At 67.6% G+C, this 16822-nt stretch carries 14 protein-coding genes; 7 read left to right on the top strand and 7 right to left on the bottom strand.

The annotated features are described in order from the left end of the window. Positions 1 to 149: 149 nt before the first annotated feature. Together DBV35_RS14875 and DBV35_RS14870 are read left to right on the top strand one after the other, a co-directional pair. On the top strand, positions 150 to 929 hold the full coding sequence (locus tag DBV35_RS14875; protein WP_108661105.1) for an aspartyl/asparaginyl beta-hydroxylase domain-containing protein: 780 nt from the start codon (positions 150 to 152) through the stop codon (positions 927 to 929). Between the two features lie 323 nt (positions 930 to 1252). After that, on the top strand, positions 1253 to 3001 hold the full coding sequence (locus DBV35_RS14870; RefSeq protein WP_108661104.1) for a hypothetical protein: 1749 nt from the start codon (positions 1253 to 1255) through the stop codon (positions 2999 to 3001). 87 nt (positions 3002 to 3088) lie between these two features. Here DBV35_RS14870 and DBV35_RS14865 read toward each other — a convergent pair whose 3' ends face one another. Further along, positions 3089 to 4294 carry a pyridoxal phosphate-dependent aminotransferase gene (locus DBV35_RS14865; RefSeq protein ID WP_108661103.1) on the bottom strand — a complete coding sequence of 402 codons (1206 nt, stop codon included), beginning with the start codon at positions 4292 to 4294 and terminating at the stop codon, positions 3089 to 3091. A gap of 337 nt (positions 4295 to 4631) precedes the next feature. On the opposite strand from DBV35_RS14865, the gene DBV35_RS14860 reads away from it, so the two are divergent. The 3 genes from DBV35_RS14860 (at position 4632) to DBV35_RS14850 (ending at position 7847) form a co-directional block, all read left to right on the top strand. After that, positions 4632 to 5951, top strand: a complete 1320-nt coding sequence (locus tag DBV35_RS14860; protein WP_108661102.1) for a calcium-binding protein — start codon at positions 4632 to 4634, stop codon at positions 5949 to 5951. Between the two features lie 247 nt (positions 5952 to 6198). Further along, the gene (locus tag DBV35_RS14855; protein WP_108661101.1) at positions 6199 to 7134 is read left to right on the top strand and encodes a hypothetical protein; all 936 of its coding nucleotides are present in this window, start codon (positions 6199 to 6201) and stop codon (positions 7132 to 7134) included. Next, the gene (locus DBV35_RS14850) at positions 7131 to 7847 is read left to right on the top strand and encodes a hypothetical protein (RefSeq protein WP_108661100.1); all 717 of its coding nucleotides are present in this window, start codon (positions 7131 to 7133) and stop codon (positions 7845 to 7847) included. Before DBV35_RS14855 ends, DBV35_RS14850 begins: the two co-directional genes overlap by 4 nt. Before the next feature lie 4 nt (positions 7848 to 7851). Here the strand turns inward: DBV35_RS14850 and DBV35_RS14845 are convergent, their stop codons facing one another. The 6 genes from DBV35_RS14845 to DBV35_RS14820 all read right to left on the bottom strand — a co-directional run bounded on the left by DBV35_RS14845 (position 7852) and on the right by DBV35_RS14820 (position 14045). Continuing rightward, complete coding sequence (locus DBV35_RS14845; RefSeq protein ID WP_108661099.1) at positions 7852 to 8745, bottom strand: sugar kinase; 894 nt, start codon at positions 8743 to 8745, stop codon at positions 7852 to 7854. An 88-nt stretch (positions 8746 to 8833) separates the two neighbouring features. Continuing rightward, positions 8834 to 9121, bottom strand: coding sequence for a DUF1294 domain-containing protein (locus DBV35_RS14840; RefSeq protein WP_108661098.1), 288 nt, complete (start codon positions 9119 to 9121; stop codon positions 8834 to 8836). A 123-nt stretch (positions 9122 to 9244) separates the two neighbouring features. Next, positions 9245 to 11209 carry a hypothetical protein gene (locus tag DBV35_RS14835; protein ID WP_108661097.1) on the bottom strand — a complete coding sequence of 655 codons (1965 nt, stop codon included), beginning with the start codon at positions 11207 to 11209 and terminating at the stop codon, positions 9245 to 9247. Positions 11210 to 11375: 166 nt separating this feature from the next. Then, entirely contained in the window at positions 11376 to 12548 is a 1173-nt protein-coding gene (locus DBV35_RS14830; RefSeq protein WP_108661096.1) for a vWA domain-containing protein, read from the bottom strand. Next, entirely contained in the window at positions 12545 to 13093 is a 549-nt protein-coding gene (locus tag DBV35_RS14825) for a MarR family transcriptional regulator (RefSeq protein WP_108661095.1), read from the bottom strand. Before DBV35_RS14825 ends, DBV35_RS14830 begins: the two co-directional genes overlap by 4 nt. A gap of 46 nt (positions 13094 to 13139) precedes the next feature. Beyond that, the gene (locus DBV35_RS14820; protein WP_108661094.1) at positions 13140 to 14045 is read right to left on the bottom strand and encodes an AAA family ATPase; all 906 of its coding nucleotides are present in this window, start codon (positions 14043 to 14045) and stop codon (positions 13140 to 13142) included. A 71-nt stretch (positions 14046 to 14116) separates the two neighbouring features. Between DBV35_RS14820 and DBV35_RS14815 the strand changes: the two genes are divergently transcribed. Together DBV35_RS14815 and DBV35_RS14810 are read left to right on the top strand one after the other, a co-directional pair. Further along, complete coding sequence (locus DBV35_RS14815) at positions 14117 to 14647, top strand: GNAT family N-acetyltransferase (protein ID WP_108661093.1); 531 nt, start codon at positions 14117 to 14119, stop codon at positions 14645 to 14647. A 45-nt stretch (positions 14648 to 14692) separates the two neighbouring features. Continuing rightward, positions 14693 to 16807, top strand: coding sequence for a molybdopterin oxidoreductase family protein (locus tag DBV35_RS14810; RefSeq protein ID WP_108661092.1), 2115 nt, complete (start codon positions 14693 to 14695; stop codon positions 16805 to 16807). Positions 16808 to 16822: the final 15 nt, after the last annotated feature.

The following is a 16822-nucleotide window of genomic DNA, read 5'->3' as shown; positions in this document are numbered from 1 at the left end:
GCCGCGCCTCTCGCTGCGGCAGGATTATCGCGCCCACGCGCCTTGCTGCAATCCGGTGCGATCACGTTGTCAGGAATGCCCCCGAAGCAGTTGACGCGGCGGGCGACGGCTGGTGTGATTAAAATCTTCACGCACACGAGGCGACTTTCATGCAACGAACCGTTGCGCCCGCGAAACCGAAGCGCCCGCTGACCCTGCGCGACCGCTTCAAGAAGGCCGTCAACTGGCCCGGCAAGGCGGCCACCGTAAAGCTTGAAGAGGTGATGGGCCGGGGCTCGCTGGTGGGCGACAAGCCGATCCACGACAGCAAGGATTTCCCTTGGGTCGCGGAACTGGAGAAGAATTGGCAGACCATTCGTCGTGAGCTTGAGAGCGTATTGCCGCAGACCGGCGACCTCCCGACGATGCAATATATCTCAAAGACCCAGCGAAAGATCATCAAGACCGATGGTTGGAAGACCTATTTCTTCCAAGCCTACGGTCTGCGAGCGGACAACAATTGCGCCCGCTGCCCGGAGACGGCGAAGCTCGTCGACGCCATCCCCAACTGCGAAATTGCATTTTTCTCAATCCTCGCGCCCGGCTCGCACATCTCCGCCCATCGCGGCGTCTATAAGGGGCTGATCCGCGCCCATCTCGCCCTCATCGTGCCGGAGCCGAGCGAGAAGGTCCGCATGTCGGTGGGTGACGAGATGGTCCACTGGAAGGAAGGCCAGTGCGTGGTGTTCGACGACACCTACCGCCACGAGGTCTGGAACGACACGGACGGGGTGCGGGTGGTCCTCCTCATCGACGTGCATCGCCCGCTGCCGACGGGGCTGCGCAAGTTGAACGAGGCGATCCTGCGCGTCGCGAAGCACATGCCGTTCGTCACCGAGCCGGTGAAAAAGCACCGCGAGTGGGAGAAGGACTTCTACAAGTCCCACTGAGCCCCGCTCGCCCCGCAAAGGCCGGACGTCGCGCGCCGCCGCCGCGACGCGAGCCCCGGCATCATGCCAAAACCCCTTTGCGCGCTGGATAAAATTCCAACGAACTGATTTCGCTCGTGTTCGCGAAGAGACTTGTTTCTCAGGATTTCCGACGTTTTCCGGATTTCAAAACCGATTCATCCGCCCCAATGTTTGCCGCGATGTAAGCGGCCGCGTTGGACGATCTCTCCTTGGATCGGGTCACGGACCCGTCGTCCTCCCGCCGCAGGAACAACGCGCGCCGCGACAGCGCCGCGCACAGATGCGCATGACGGGAGCCGACAATGGCCATCAATATCGTGGGCGCGGGCGGCGCCGAGCTCAGCACCTTCCGCTTCACCGTCCTCGACGATATCGGCGAGGCGAAGAACGAGATCACCGGCACGATCGAGGACGGCATTTATGCCGGCCTCACCAGCAACGTGCGCGAGGTGCGGACCCTTCCGGGGATCGACGTCGTCACCGGCAGCCTCACCGCCTTCGCCGATTCTGACGGGATCGCCGAGTTCGCGGGCTTCGACCTCAGCCAGTCCTTCTCCAGCGGCTGGGGGCTCGACATCCTCACCGGCACGCTCGACCTCGAGGTGAACGCGACCGCGCCGAATTATTATGCCGCGGGCCTGCGGGTCATCGCGCCCGAGAAGGCGCTCGTTGCGTTCGACACCGGACCCGACGCCGATATCGTCACCGGCTTCGCGACCGCGAACGTCGCCGCCGGGCCGGACGGGTTCGTCATGGTCATGGGCGTCGAGAACGGCGCCACCATCGACCTTGGCGAGGGGGATGACTGGCTTTTCGCGACCGCCATCGCCGAGCAGGGGGCCGAGACGACGGGCTCGGTCGTCACCACGGCGCTGTCGGCCGGAAACCTCATCGGCGACGAAAATGTCGACGTCATCAGCGGCCTCGTGATCGGCGGCGAGGGGCGCGACCGCCTTGTCGCGACCGCCAAGACCACCGGCCACACCAACATCCAGGCCGTCGGCATCCAGTACCAGACCGTCGACACCGGTGCCGAGGACGACCGCATCCTCGCGACCGCGATCGTGAAGGCGGACGATGAGGGCGGCAGCGACTATGTCGTGGCCCTCGACAACGCGACGCTCATGACGGGCGATGATGCCGACCTCGTGCGCGCCACCGCGAGCTTCACGGGCGGCGACGGCGCAAGCGCGCTCAACGTCTACGGCGCGCTTTCCTCCACCATCGAGACCGGGGAAGGCGCGGACCGCGTCATCGGCACGGTGAAGGTCAATGTCGGCGACAACGGCATGGCGACGGAGACCAACGCCTTCGTGGACTCGACGATCACCACAGGCGGCGGCGACGACCTCATTCGGGGCAAGCTCACGGTCCGTGTCGGCGAGAACGCGGACTCGAACCACAATTTCGCGCTGGAATCCGTGATCGACACCGGCGAAGGCAACGACCGCGTGATCGCCCGCCTCGCCCTCTTCGGCGAGGCCGGCAGCGTCACCTCCGCCTCCGCCGCGATCACCGGCATCGAGGGCGAGACGATTTCCACCGGCGAGGGGGACGACGTCCTCTCCGCGATCGCCAAGATCGTGAACCCGGAGGCGAGCCTCGCCTTCGCCGCGGGCATCGCGCTCGCGGACATCGACATGGGGGCGGGCGACGACACCGTCATCGCCAAGGGCGCGAAGTTCATCGGCGGCGAGCCTGAGGAGCCGTCCGGCAACTCGTTCGGCATGACGGACGTGACGATCGATCTCGGCGAGGGCAATGACAGCGTGATGACGCGCGGCGCCGCGGGCGGCATCTACAACACGACGCTCGAGGGCGGCGACGGCGACGATGTCTTCGACCTGCACAGCGGCTCGGGCACGGTCGATGGCGGGGCGGACGTCGACACCCTCATCCTGTCGGGGATGTCCGAGGACTATCTCTTCACCGCGACCGACCCGAACGCCGGGACGATCGCCGATGGCGGCAGCACCGACATCGCGGTCTCCGACGTTGAGTATTTCGAGTTCGCGGACGGCACCTACACCTACGCCGAGCTCTTCGTCTAAACGGCACCAGACGCCCGCTCGCGGGCGTCCATTCCTTTAGCCCCCGCGGGCATCCATCCCTTTAGGCCGTCCGCGGGCGACCATCCGTCAGGCCGGGATCTGCGTCCCGCCCTGGAAGGCGGGGAGGGTCGCGAGGAAGCGGCCGACCCGCTCCAGCCCCTCGCCGAGCTCCTCCATCGAGTTCGCGTAGGAGAGGCGGACGGTGTGGCTCGTCCCCGCGCTCCCGAAATCCTTGCCGGGCGTCAGCGCAACGTGGGCCTCATCGAGGACACGCGCGCAGAATTCCATCGCGTCGAGCCCGGTGCGCGTCACGTCGATATAGACATAGAAGGCCCCGTCCGGCGGGACCGGCACGTCGAGCCCGATCTCGGCGAGCTTCTGGAGGACGAAGGCGCGGCGGCGGCCGAACTCGGCCCGGCGCGCCTCGCACACCGCGATCGATTCCGGCGTGAAGCAGGCGAGCGCCGCCATCTGCGCCGGCGTCGAGGCGCAGATATAATAATTCTGCGCGAGCGGCTCCATCACCGGCACCATCTCCTGCGGCACCACGCACCAGCCGAGCCGCCAGCCGGTCATCCCGAAATATTTCGAGAAGCTGTTGATCACGAGCGCGTCCGGATCCACCGCGAGCACGCTCTGCGCCGGCGTCCCGTCGGCCGCGTCGTCGCTGAGGTTGAGATAGATCTCGTCGACAAGCCGCCACGCGTCCCGCTCGCGCGCGAAGGCGCAGATCTCGGCGAGTTCGGCGGGGAGGATCGAGGTGCCGGTCGGGTTCGACGGGGTCGCGATCATCAGCCCGCGCGTGCGGTCGGTCCAATGCCGCTTCACCTCCGCGCTACCGAGCTGGAAGCGGGAGGCGGGCGTCGTCGGCAGGAGCCGCACGTCCGCGCCGAAGCCGGTGAGAAAGTGGCGGTTGCAGGGGTAGGACGGGTCGCCGACGATCACCTCGTCCCCCGGATCGACGAGCGCGGCGGTGAGGAGGAGGAGGGCCGCCGACGCCCCGGCGGTGACGATCACCCGCTCGGGGTCGACCGAAAGGCCGTGCGCGCGCTGGTAGAAGCCCGCGATCGCCTCGCGCAGCGCCGGCAGGCCGAGCGCGGCCGTGTAGGGAAGCTGCCCCCCGCGCGCGACCGCCTGCATCGCCTCCAGCACGGCGGGCGGCGCGCCGAAATCGGGCTCGCCGATGTTCAGCTTGATCACATGGTGGCCGGCCGCCTCGAGCGCCGCGGCGCGCTTGCCGACCTCCATGACGAAGAAAGGTTCGATCGCCAGCGCCCGCTTCGCGTACTTCATCACACTCTCCATGCACGCCGCCGCCCGGCGGCCGGACGGCGCGTGTCACACAATGTCGCTGCAAATTCCTAAGGGAGGCGGACGGGCGCGTCACCCTCCGGTCGCGCGGCCCGAAGCCGCGCGGCGCTGCAGCGTTGCAATCATTGCTCGAACGCGCACAATCTTATTCTTCGTCAATCTTTAGCTGACTACTCACTGTGACACGTCTTGTCTGAACTTGACTGAATAAGTCGCGATGAAATATGAGTTTTCGCTGCAACCAGAGAAGTCATCTCGTCCTGGTCCGCGTATCAAGAAGATCGAACATTCATAGAACAGGCAGGAGTGCAGCGGTCCCATGGGCATCTTCGATTTTCAAGACCTCACGAAAGAGGATATTTTCACTTTCGTCGAGCTGGCGCAGGCCGCCTATGAACCCAATCGCCTTCCGGGTGTATCGGGTGACGCGCCGGCCGGTTGGCAGACGCTGACCGGGGCTGATCTCAATTATACCGGCAGCATCAGCGACGGTTTCTTCGTCGGGAATTATTTCGTCGGCGGCATCGACTCCTATTTTGCGGCAGCCGCGCGCGTCATGGTCAAGGACGGTGTCCTCACCGTGTCCTTCCAGGGCACCGAAAGCCTTTGGGAGACGCTGCTCTATACCGAGATCGCGAACAGCGACGAGTATATCGCGAACTTCGATGCACTCATGGAAGCGGTGGCGGACTATATCGCCATTCCGGAAAACGGGATCGAGGAAGTCTGGATCACCGGCCACAGCCTCGGCGCGTCGGCGGTGAACGAACTCGAGGATGTCGCCGAGACCCGCTATGACGGCGCGTTCGAGGACGCGGTCTACGTCTCCTTCGCGACGCCGGAGATCTTCGAGGATGACGCGAACATCCTCAACATCGGCTACGAGAACGACGACGTCTTCAAGTCCGTGGAGGATGACCACGACTTCCCGACGACGACGAACAACATCGTCTACTACAATCTCGATTTCCTGCTGCCGGAGCCCTCGTCCGGATCGACCATCGAAGAGATTGCCGACGTCGCGCTCAATCTCCTCATGACCCACAACATCCCGAATTATATCGACGGGATCAGCCGCATTCTGGCGTCCGAATTCTATGACGAGATGGACCGCCAGTCCTTCGTCGTGGTCGACGACTATGCCGGCACCGTGAACGCGTCGCGCATCCCCACCCATGCGGGCGAGGCCGGCTACTATATCGGCAGCGACGACAACGACCGCATGTTCGCCGGCTCCAACAATGACAGCCTCGAAGGCTTCAGCGGCAACGACGTGCTGCGTGGCGTCAACGGCGACGACGTGATCCTCGGCGGGGAGGGCAATGACCGCCTCTTCGGTCAGGCCGGCGACGACGAGATCAACGGCGGCGAGGGCGACGACTTCATCAATGGCGGGCCGGACGAAGACACGATCGTGTTCGACTTCGCGAACCCCATCGGCAACGACACGGTGATCTTCAACCCGTTCGAGGACACGATCGTCTTCGTGAACTCGACCTTCACCGAGCAAGAGCTCGAAGACGCCTACGAATCGTTCATCGCCCGCGGCGTGTTCGATTTCGGCGCCGACGGCTCCATCACCCTGATCGGCGCCGGTATCAATGTCGCGTTCGATCCGGGCGACGTCGTCCTCGTCTGAGACCAAGTCCGACCGGAGCGGCAATTGCGCGCCGCTCCGGCCAATCTCTCGATAAACCTCTTGCGAAATCTTCCGGATTGCTTTCTTTCCGGTCGTTGCGTCGCATCCGTTCCGGATGATCGCTTCCCGCAAGAGGTCGCATGGTCGTCACGTCCCCCGGCGATAGGCCCGCTTATCGCCGCCCGTCCCCGCGCCATGCATGCCTTGCCGGCCCCGTTCCCGCGCACGTCGGGCGGGGAGGGCGGCCATGAACCCCGTCATCCTCCTAGCTCCGCTCGGCGCGCTCGTCCTCATCGCGGGTGCGCTGATCCTGTGGCGCCGCTCGCTCTGGCGCGCGAGCCTCGGCGTCGCGGTTGCGGCGGGGGCGATGCTCGCCGCACTTAACCTCGCCGGGCTGATGCCGCCGCTGATGCTGGAGCCGATCGCGGTCCGCCTCTTCAATATCGGCCTCGTGTGCCTGATGACCGCCGTCGTGCTGCGCTACGTCTACCCGCGCCTTCTGACGCGGCCGAAGCGCCCCGCGGTCGCGATCATCGCCGCCGTGCTCGCGATCGCGCATCTCTCCGTCGCCGTCGCCCTGTGGCGCGTCGCGGACGATTTCGTCCAGCTCCCGAACGTGCCGCGCGTCACGAGCGAGGCGGAGATCCTCGCCCTGCGCGACGGGCAGTATATCACGCGGCTGTTCGGCGTCCTCACCGAGGCGCGCGTCGGCGCGCCCGACGCTTCGGCGGGTGATGAGGTCGCGCGGATCGCGTGCGGTCGGCCGTTCTCCAGTGCGCCCCAGACCGTCCTGCCGACGATCCTGACCCTCACGCTCGCGGGCGACGGCGCCGCCATCGACGCGCGCGGGATCACGACGCGGCGCGAGGCGCTCGACTGGCCGGACGGGGCGCGCGTCAACGCCTGCGCCATCTCCACCGGCGATCCGGTGGTCGTCTGGTCCGATGTCGGCGCGACGCGGTCGGGAGACACGGTCTCCGGCACGCTGATCGAGACGCGCCTCCTCGCCTACGGGACGCTCGACGCGTTCCTGTCGGGCGCCGCGCGCAAGATGGCCGAGGCGGGGATGCTTTTCACCATCCTCGCCGGCCTCGCCGCGCTCCTCGCCATCATCCCGATAGCGGCCGGCATCGCCCGCTGGCGCCGGATCGGGATCCTCGACAGCCAAGAGCCCCGCCCATGAATTCGATGCTGATCGTCCTCGTCATCCTCGCCGGGATCGTCTTCGGTCTCGGCCTCACCTTCGCGCTGCTGCGCCAGGCGAAGGCGCGGCGCGCCGCCTTCGACGCGCTCGGCGCGGCGCGGGGCTGGCGGATCACCGAGACGCAGTCGACCGGCGGCTCCGCGCGCACCATCGATGTCGCGCCCGAGGCCGACACGTGGTCCTGCCGCGTCACCCGCTTCCGCAGTTCCGACACGAACACGCAGGTGGAGACCACCGAGCTTCGCGACCCGGCGACGGCCCTGCCGGCGGGCGCGGTCCTCATCGGCCCGCCGATCCCGGCCGAGGCGGCCGCTTTCTCGGCGATGCTCCTGACCTCGCTCGACAGCCCGCTCGGCCAGAAGCTCCTCGCCGGCATCCTCGGCGACGCGGCCGGCCTCGCCTCAGGCCTCGTCCATGTCGCCAAGCCCGGCGGTGCGGAGCGGGCGTTCACCGTGCTCGCGTCGGGCGGGGCCGAGGCCGGGGTGGATTTCGACCGCATCGAGGCCGCGATCGCGCCCTCGCGGGACGGGAAGGCCGACCCGAAGCGGTTCCCGATCGTCCTCCTCGGCGAGGACGGGCTCCGCGTGCGCATGCGCGCCTCCGCCTACGACGCGGAGACGCTCGCCACCTTCATCGACACCGCACTCGCGCTCCGCGCCGCGATCCGCGAGGGGATGCGCGCGAAAACGTAGGGGCTCAGGTGGAGAGCGGCAGCGTCGCGCGCATCGCCTCCACATCCTCCAGCGTCGGCAGCGAGGCCTCGTTGCCGAGGTGCTGGACGGCGAAGGCCGAGGCGGAGCGGCCGAAATCGAAATGGTCGGCCCAGGAGAGCTCGGGCCGGGTCAGCGCGGAATAGAAATAGGCGCCGTGGAAGACGTCACCCGCGCCGGAGGTGTCGATCACCTTCTCAGGCGGCACGAGGCGGGCGGGCATCGTCTGCGCCTCCTTCCCGTCCTCGAACCAGACGAGGCCGCGCTCGCCGAGCGTCACCGCGCCGACCTTGCAGCCCTTGCTGCGCAGATAGGCGAGCATCGCGAGCGGGTTGAGGTGCATCTGCTCGCACATGCGCTCCGAGATCACCGCGACGTCGATGTGCTCCAGGAGTTCGTCCGTCCCCGGCCGGGCCGAGCCGCCGTCGAGCGATGTCAGCATCCCCCTCGCGCGGCACTCCTTGGCGTAGTGAAGCGCGGCGTCGGCCATGTGACCGTCGAGATGGAGCCCGCGGCAGCCGTCGAGATTGAGGATCGGGAAGGGGTGCCGGAATTCGGAATCGCGGCAGCGGACGATCGCGCGCTTGCCGTCCTTCGGCATGATGAAGGAGATGCTGGACTCGGCGACCTTGCGCCCGTGGACCGAGACGCCCGCACGCGAGGCCATCTCCAGGAACATGCGCGCGAGCCAGTCGTCGGCCTGCTGGCACAGGAGTTCGGCCTTCAGCCCCAGCTTCGCCGCGCAGAAGGCCGCGGTGACGGCGTTGCCGCCGAAGGCGACGGCATAGTCGTCGGCGATGGTCTTGTCGTCACCCGTGGGCAGGCTGTCGGCGATGAACGTGATGTCGATATAGGCGTGGCCTATGAAGAGGGCCTCCATCAAGCGCTCCGTATTCTGATCGGGGCACTAGCGTCGCCGAGCTTGCTGCATTGCGCAATGGGTCATGTGCGCCGCAATCGCGGGCACGTCAGACAAGACCCAGCCACCAGGCGAGCACGGCGAGTAGGGCGGCGGCCTGGAGCACGAGAATCGCGAGAAGGAGCCCGCGGAAGGGCTGTTTGCGCGTCTTGTGACGGATGAGGCTCGCCCCCGCCACCATCGCCGGCGCCGCGCCGAGCGCCGCAAGGGTCAGGAGCACCCGCTCCGGCACGCGGCGACGGTCCGCGATCGCGGCGCGCTTGTCCGCCGCGAACACGGCGAAGCCGACGACGCTGATGAGGAGGAGCCAGGCGAGGAAGAGGAGAAAGACCGTCACGTCCGCTCGCGGATCGTCTGTGCCGGCGACGCGAAAGGGTACGGCGCCGGCAGACAGGAGAAAAGGAAAGGGGCCCGGCCGGTTGTCCGGCGGGCCCCGTCGATCACCCGAAAGGGGTGGGGATTATTCGTTGGCGCTGATCGAGAAGTTCAGGAGGCCGGGCAGCGCCTGCGGGGCGGTCATCGCCGCGCCGATAATCTGCGCGACAGCGACCGGGGCCGCCGGGCTCGCCGAGATCGACAGCGTCTGCGGGTCGGAGAGGTAGGTCGAGATCGCATCGCCGATTTGCGCGCCGAACTGCTCGTCTCCCGTCAGCATGCCCGCCTGGACGGAGATCTGCTGCGCGATGCCCTGGACGAACTGGTCCATCGGGACGCCCGCCTGCTCGGAGATCATGCCGAGAAGGAAGCCGGTGACGCCGCCATCGCTGAAGGTGGCGTTGACCGAGTTCACCGCCGCCGTCGCGACCGCCTCGTTCGCCCGCATCGGGTTCTCGAAGATGAAGCGCGGGATGCCCGACAGCGTCGCCGCCGCCTGGATCTGTCCGACGCCGCCGATCGTGATGTCCTTGTCGAGCTCCACGCGCTGCGTGTCCTCGTCCCAGCGCAGCTTGATGGTGCCGTCGGCCTTGACCGGGTCGGCCTGCATCATCTGCAGCATCATCGCGCTCTGCGGATCGGGGAGCATCGCGGCCGGCATCTCGAGGCCCTGCAGCTCGATCGAGATGCTGGTCGGGATCGGGGCGATATAGTCCTCGAGCTTGTTCTCGAAGAGACCGACCTTCACATCGCCGCCGAGCGTCTTGAGGTCGAGATCCTTCACCGTCAGGCGGCCGAGATAGGGAACGGCGCCCATCGTGGTCTGCAGGTCCGGCGGCATCCCCATCATGTTCGCGATCATCGCGTTCATGAAGGCTTCGCGGGCGGGGAAGACGAAGTCCGCGAGCTCGAACGTGCCGAGCGAGCCGGCTCCGTCGAGCGTGTTCACCTCGAGACCGTTGATCGACAGGAGGTCGAGCCCGGCGGAGGAGAGACCGTCGATCTCGATATTGCCGAGGGCGGCGGTCACGTCGGCCGAGCTGACCGACACGTCGGACATCGAATATTTGCCGATGCCGAACGCGCCATAGACGTCCATCATCAGGTTGATGAGCTCTTGCGGGTTCGGCTCCTCACCGCTCTGGAAGGCGAGGACGACCTTGTCGAGCGAGGCCATCAGCGGCGTGCCGCTCGGATCGACCGTCACGTTCTCGAGGAGGTTCTTGCCGATCGACATCTTGAAGAGGTCGCCGCCCGAGGCGGTCATGCCGTCGAGCTCGGTCCTGCCGATCACCGTCTGGGGGCCGTCGGCCGCGTCGGTGCCGGTGAGGAAGGCCGCGACGGGGCGCAGGTCAAGCCCTTCGCCGCGCGAGGCGCCATAGGAGATGGAGATCTCCATCGGCGTCGGCACGCCGTCGGCGCCCGGAATCTCGGTCGTCTGGGTGGTCTCGATCGGGCCGTATTCGAAGCGCTCGAGGACACCGTTCACGACCGGGCCGATCTTCACCGGGCCGTAGGACATCTGCTGGGTGTCGCCGGCGATCGTGGTCGTGCCGGAGATCTTGCCGACGGACGAGCTGTCATAGGACTGCTTGACGGACCAGTCGACGAGCGGGGCGAAGCGCGAGATCGGCGCGGTGGCGTTCGCCTGGATCACCGGGAAGGCGCCCCAGATCGCGTTCACGACTTCGTAATCGGTGACGCTGATGTCGTACTCGAAGGGGGCCTCGGCACCCTCGGTCGTCACCTTGAAGTTCGCGTCCGGCACCAGGAGGCGGGCGACGGTGTAGCCCTCACCGCTCTTGGCGAGGCCCTCGATCTCGACGGCCGGCATCGTGAGCGTGGCGTCGATCGTGACGGTTTCGCCCTCGGCCTCGAAGGAGGTCGACCAGGTGATGTTGACATCGGACGCCTTGACGACGTCGCCTTCGCTCGTGACCGAGCCGACGGTGGCGCTCGTCGCGCCGTATGTGCCCGCATCCGTGAGAAAGGTTTCGACAGCGGCCGATTCGTCGAACGCATCCTGTGCGTACGCAACCGGAACACTCAACGTGGCGACTGTCAGTACAGTGCTGAAAGTTCGGAGACGCATGGGTCAGTCCCTTGTTTAAGCGGGCGTCGTCGCCGCTTCTTGGCATGGATTCACGACGGAACCAAGTCGCATCGAGCGCTCGATTCTTGGTGTAACGTCCCGAATTGGAAGGGCGAGAGCGAATTCAGGCCTGGGTCAGCAAACGGGCGAGGTCGGCGACGCTTTCGACCGAGTGGATCGGCCGCATCGAGTCGACATGGGGGAGGAGCGCGCGGATGCCCCGCGCCCGCGCCTCGAACCCGTCATAGCGCAAAAGCGGGTTCAGGAAGACGAGCCGTCGGCAGGATCTGTGCAGCCGGTCGGCCTCGCGTGACAGCGTCTCCGTGTCGCCGTCCCGCTCCAGCCCGTCGGTGACGAGGAGGACGATCGGCCCGCCCGAGAGGACGCGGCGCGACCATTCGCGGTTGAACGTCTCCAGCGAGTTGCCGATCCGCGTGCCGCCCGACCAGTCCTCCACCTGCGCCGCGCACAGCGCCAGCGCCTCGTCAGGATCGCGCCGGGTCAGCGAGCGCGTCACGTTGGTGAGGCGCGTGCCGAAGAGGAAGGTCGTCACCTGCCGCCGCTCCCCGAGCGCGTGCAGGAAGTGGAGGACGATCCGCGAATAGTCCGCCATCGAGCCGGAGATATCGAGAAGGGCGACGACCGGGGGCGGCTTCACCGCGCGCTCGGACCGGCGCGGCACCATGAGCTCACCGCCGGTGCGCATCGCCGATCGCATGGAGCGGCGCGGGTCGAAGCGGCCGCGCGAGGAGGCGACATAGCGCCGCGTGCGCACCCGGTCGGCCGAGAAGGCGAGGCGGGCGATCTCGCGCCGCGCGATTTCGAGTTCCGCCGCGCTCATCTGCGCGAAATCCTTGGTGCGCAGGACCTCCATGTCGGAGGCGGTGAGGCGGGCGTCGATCTCGAGCTCGGACTGGGTCGTGCGGTCGTCGCGCTTGGGCGGGCGCAGCGCATCGTTGACGCGCGAGGCGGCCGCGCGCGGCTTCTGCTTCGGCGCGCGCTCGTCGGCGACGGGCGACAGAAGCTCCATCATCTTGTCGAGGAGGTTGCGGCCGCGGAAGAAGGCGTCGAAGGCGGCATCGAACACCGCGATCTGGTCGCGCTTGTGGACGAAGACGGCCTGGAGCGCGGCGTGGACGTCGGCGCGCGAGCCGACGCCGGCGGCCTCCACCGCGCGCACTGCGTCGAGCGCGTGGGCGGGCCCGACGGGCAGCCCGGAATCGCGCAGGACGCGCGTGAACATCGCGATGTTCTCGTGAAGGTGGCCGTGCGAGGCGTCGCGCAGTTCGACCGTCATGTCTCCTCGACCGGATCCGTCTCGGTGAGCGCGCCGTCCTCGAACTCGGCACGCTCGCGGTTGCGGGGACGCTGTGCGGCGCGCAGCGTGTCGACGACGCGGCGCAGGAGGTCGAGGAAGACCTCCCTTTCCGCTTCGCTGAGATCGCTGAGGGCGAGCCTGTTCTGCGCGTTCGCCGCCGCGAGGGCGAGCGGCTGGAGCGTGCGCGCATGGTCGGTCAGCCAGACGAGTTGGGCGCGCCCGTCGGTCGGATGCGGGGTGCGGGTGATGAGCCCGTCCCGCTGCATCCGCGCCAGCGTGTTCGCCATCGTCGCCTGCTCGACGTCGGTGCGCTCCACGAGCTCCTTCTGCGTCAGCCCGTCATTCTCCCACAGCTCCAGGAGCACCGGGAACTGCCCGGTCGCGAGACCGAACGGGGCGATGCGGGCGGTGAAGCCCTGGACGAAGAGGCGCGCGCAGTGGTTCGACAGGTAGCCCGCCGACGTGGTCTTGCTGAAGGGTGGCTCGCAGGACGGCGCGTCCGACTCCTCTGGCTCAGCATCCATGGCGGCACACGCTTCTGTTGGAGGCGGTCATCGGTCCGCTCGCCGGTCAGGCGATCGGGCGTGAGGCCGCGCTCGTGCGAATCTCGTCGATCATACGTTGGACTTGCGATCCGCGCACCTTGGCGATGTCGTCCTGATATTTCAGCAGGACGCCGAGCGTGTCGTCCGCGACGCCGGGCTCCAGCACCATCTGGTCGAGCTCGGCGAGCGCCTGCGCCCAGTCGAGCGTCTCGGCGACGCCGGGCGGCTTGAAAAGGTCGCTGTGGCGCAGCCGCTGGACAAAGCCGACGATCTCGCTCGCGAGCCGCTCGCCCGCCCCCGGCGCCTTGCGGCGGACGATCTCGCGCTCGCGCGCCATCGTCGGATAGTCGACCCAGTGATAGAGGCAGCGCCGCTTCAGCGCGTCGTGGATCTCGCGCGTGCGGTTGGTGGTGATGACGACGATCGGCGGCTCGGTGGCGCGGATCGTGCCGAACTCGGGGATCGTCACCTGGAAGTCGGACAGCACCTCCAGGAGGAAGGCCTCGAACGCCTCGTCCGCCCGGTCGAGCTCGTCGATGAGCAGGACGGGCGCGCCCTCGATCGGGGTCTCGAGCGCCTCGAGGATCGGCCGCTTGATGAGGTAGCGCTCGGAGAAGACCTCCGCGTCGCCCCCGGTCGTCGCCTCCGCCTGGCGGATCGCCAGCATCTGCGCGGCGTAGTTCCACTCATAGAGGGCGGAGGCCTGATCGAGCCCCTCATAGCACTGGAGGCGGATCAGATTGCGCCCGAGAGAGGAGGCGAGGACTTTCGCGATTTCGGTCTTGCCGACGCCCGCTTCCCCTTCCAAAAAGAGCGGCCGCTGGAGCTTGAGGGCCAGGAACAGGATCGTGGCGAGAGATCGATCGGCGACGTAATCGGCGCTGGCGAGTAGGGTCTCGGTCTCGTCGATGGACGTGGGTAGTGCGCTCACGCTCGGCCTTTGGTGTTCAACAGGGTGGGGCTGATGTCGTCGCGACGCCGGCCAAGCCCAAGGGGTAGCGCATGGACTTACCGAAGGACAACACCAGAACACCGCCGGACCGATTGTTGGTCCGCCCGGAGGAGGTGGGGGACTACGCCGCGATCGACCGCGTGATCCGCGCCGCGTTCGGCGGACCGGCCGAAGCCGATCTCGTGACGCGCCTGCGCGCGGACGGCGATGCGAAGATCTCCCTCGTCGCCGTGCTCGACGATGCGGTCGTGGGCCACGTCATGCTGTCGCGCATGCGCCCTCCGGTGAAGGCGCTGGGCCTCGCACCGCTCAGCGTCGCGCCCGCGCAGGAGCGGCGCGGCATCGGCTCGGCGCTGATGATCGCCGCGCTCGACATGGTGCGCACCCAGCCCCAGTGGGACGCCGTCTTCGTGCTCGGCGATCCGCCTTATTATTCCCGCTTCGGCTTCTCGCGCGCCGCCGCGAAGCTCTTCCGCTCGCGCTATCAGAGCCCGCATTTCATGGCCCTTATCGTGCATCCCGACCGGATCAAGGCGAATGCCGCGGTCGACTATGCCCCGGCGTTTGATGCTTTGACGTGATCGCGTAAGGTCGAACCGTTCCAGATCCACCAATCGGTGTTGCCCATGAATGCGCCCGTCCGCCTGCGCTCTGCCTGTCCGCACGATTGCCCGTCGACCTGCGCCCTCGAGGTGGAGGTGGAGAACGGCAAGATCGGCCGCGTCCGCGGCGCTGCGGACAACGCGTACACCGCCGGCGTGATCTGCGCGAAGGTCGCCCGCTATGCCGAGCGCGCCAACCACCCGGACCGGCTGACGACGCCGCTCCTGCGCCACGGGCCGAAGGGCGGGCGCGATTTCCGCCCGATCTCCTGGGAGGAGGCGCTCGACCGGATCGCTGAGGCCTTCCTCGCGGCCGAACGCGCCCACGGTGCGCAGAGCGTGTGGCCCTACCACTATGCCGGCACGATGGGCCTCGTGCAGCGCGACGGGATCCATCGCCTGCGCCACGCCAAGGGCTATTCGCGCCAGTTCGACACGATCTGCATCAACATGGCCTGGACCGGCTTCATCGCCGGCACGGGGCGTCTCCTCGGCCCCGACCCGCGTGAGATGCGCAAGACCGACTGCCTCGTCATCTGGGGCACCAATGCCGTCTCGACCCAGGTCAACGTGATGACCCACGCGATCGAGGCGCGGAAGAGCCGCGGCGCGAAGATCGTCGTGGTCGATGTCTACCGCAACGACACCGCCAAGCAGGCCGACCTCGCCCTCATTCTGAAGCCGGGGACGGACGCCGCGCTCGCCTGCGCCGTCATGCATATCGCCTTCCGCGACGGCTATGCCGACCGCGACTACATGGCGAAATATGCCGACGATCCGGCCGGGCTCGAGGCGCATCTTGCGACCCGCACGCCCGAATGGGCCGCCGCGATCACCGGCCTCAGCGTCGAGGAGATCGAGACCTTCGCCAAGCTCGTCGGCACCACGGCGCGCACCTATTTCCGCCTTGGCTACGGCTTCACGCGCCAGAGGAACGGCGTCGTCGCGATGCACGCGGCCGCCTCGATCGCGACCGTGCTCGGCGCCTGGCAGCACGAGGGTGGCGGCGCCTTCCACAACAACGGCGCGATCTACGATCTCGACAAGACGATGATCGAGGGGACGGACATCGTCGACCCGTCGACGCGGCGTCTCGACCAGTCCCAGATCGGCCGCATCCTCACCGGCGATCACGAGGCGCTGCTCGGCGGCCCGCCGGTGAGCGCGATGCTGATCCAGAACACCAACCCGATGGTCGTCTGCCCCGAGCAGGAGACCGTGCGCCGCGGCTTCGCACGCGACGATCTCTTCGTCGCCGTCCACGAGCAGCAGATGACCGAGACGGCGCGCATGGCCGACATCGTGCTGCCGGCCACGATGTTCACCGAGCACGACGACATCTACAAAGGCGGCGGCCACCAGTACATCCTCCTCGGCCCCAAGCTCGTCGACGCGCCGGGCGAGTGCCGTGAGAACGACTATGTGCAGAAGGAGATCGCGCGCCGGGTCGGCGCCGTCGATCATCCCGGCTTCCGCATGACCCCGCGCGAGCACATCGAGTGGATGATCAACGCGTCCGGCCTCGACATGGCGGCGCTCGACCGCGACGGCACGCTCGACTGCCAGCCGCCCTTCGAGGTCGCGCACTTCGTCGACGGGTTCGGCCACGCCGACAAGCGCTTCCACTTCCGGCCGGAGTGGATCAAGACCCCGTTCGCGAACGCCGGCCCGATGGGCCCCTTCAAGGACATGCCGGTCTTTCCGGACCAGTGGGACGTCATCGAGGCGGCGAGCGAGACGCAGCCCTTCCGCCTCGTCACCGCTCCTGCGCGCTCCTTCCTCAACAGCACCTTCAACGAGACACCCGGCTCCCTGAAGCGGGAGGGGAGCCCCACCGTCCTCATCCATCCGGACGACGCCGCCGCCCACGGCATCGAAGACGGCGCACTCGTGGAACTCGCAAATACCCGCGGCGCGGTGCGCGTCAGCGCCAAGCGCTTCGACGGGGTCGTCCGCGGCACGCTGGTCTGCGAGGGACTCTTCCCCAACGAGGCCTTCGTGGACGGGAAGGGGATCAACACGCTGACCGGCGCCGACGCCGTCGCCCCCTATGGCGGCGCGGCCTTCCACGACAATAGCGTGCGCCTCAGCGCCGTCGCGGCGGCCGAACCGCGCGAGATGGAGACGAGCGCCGCCTGATCGCGGGCGGCGCCT

The sequence above is a fragment of the Acuticoccus kandeliae genome, from assembly GCF_003073115.1.
This window is presented reverse-complemented; position numbering and strand designations above follow the sequence as displayed.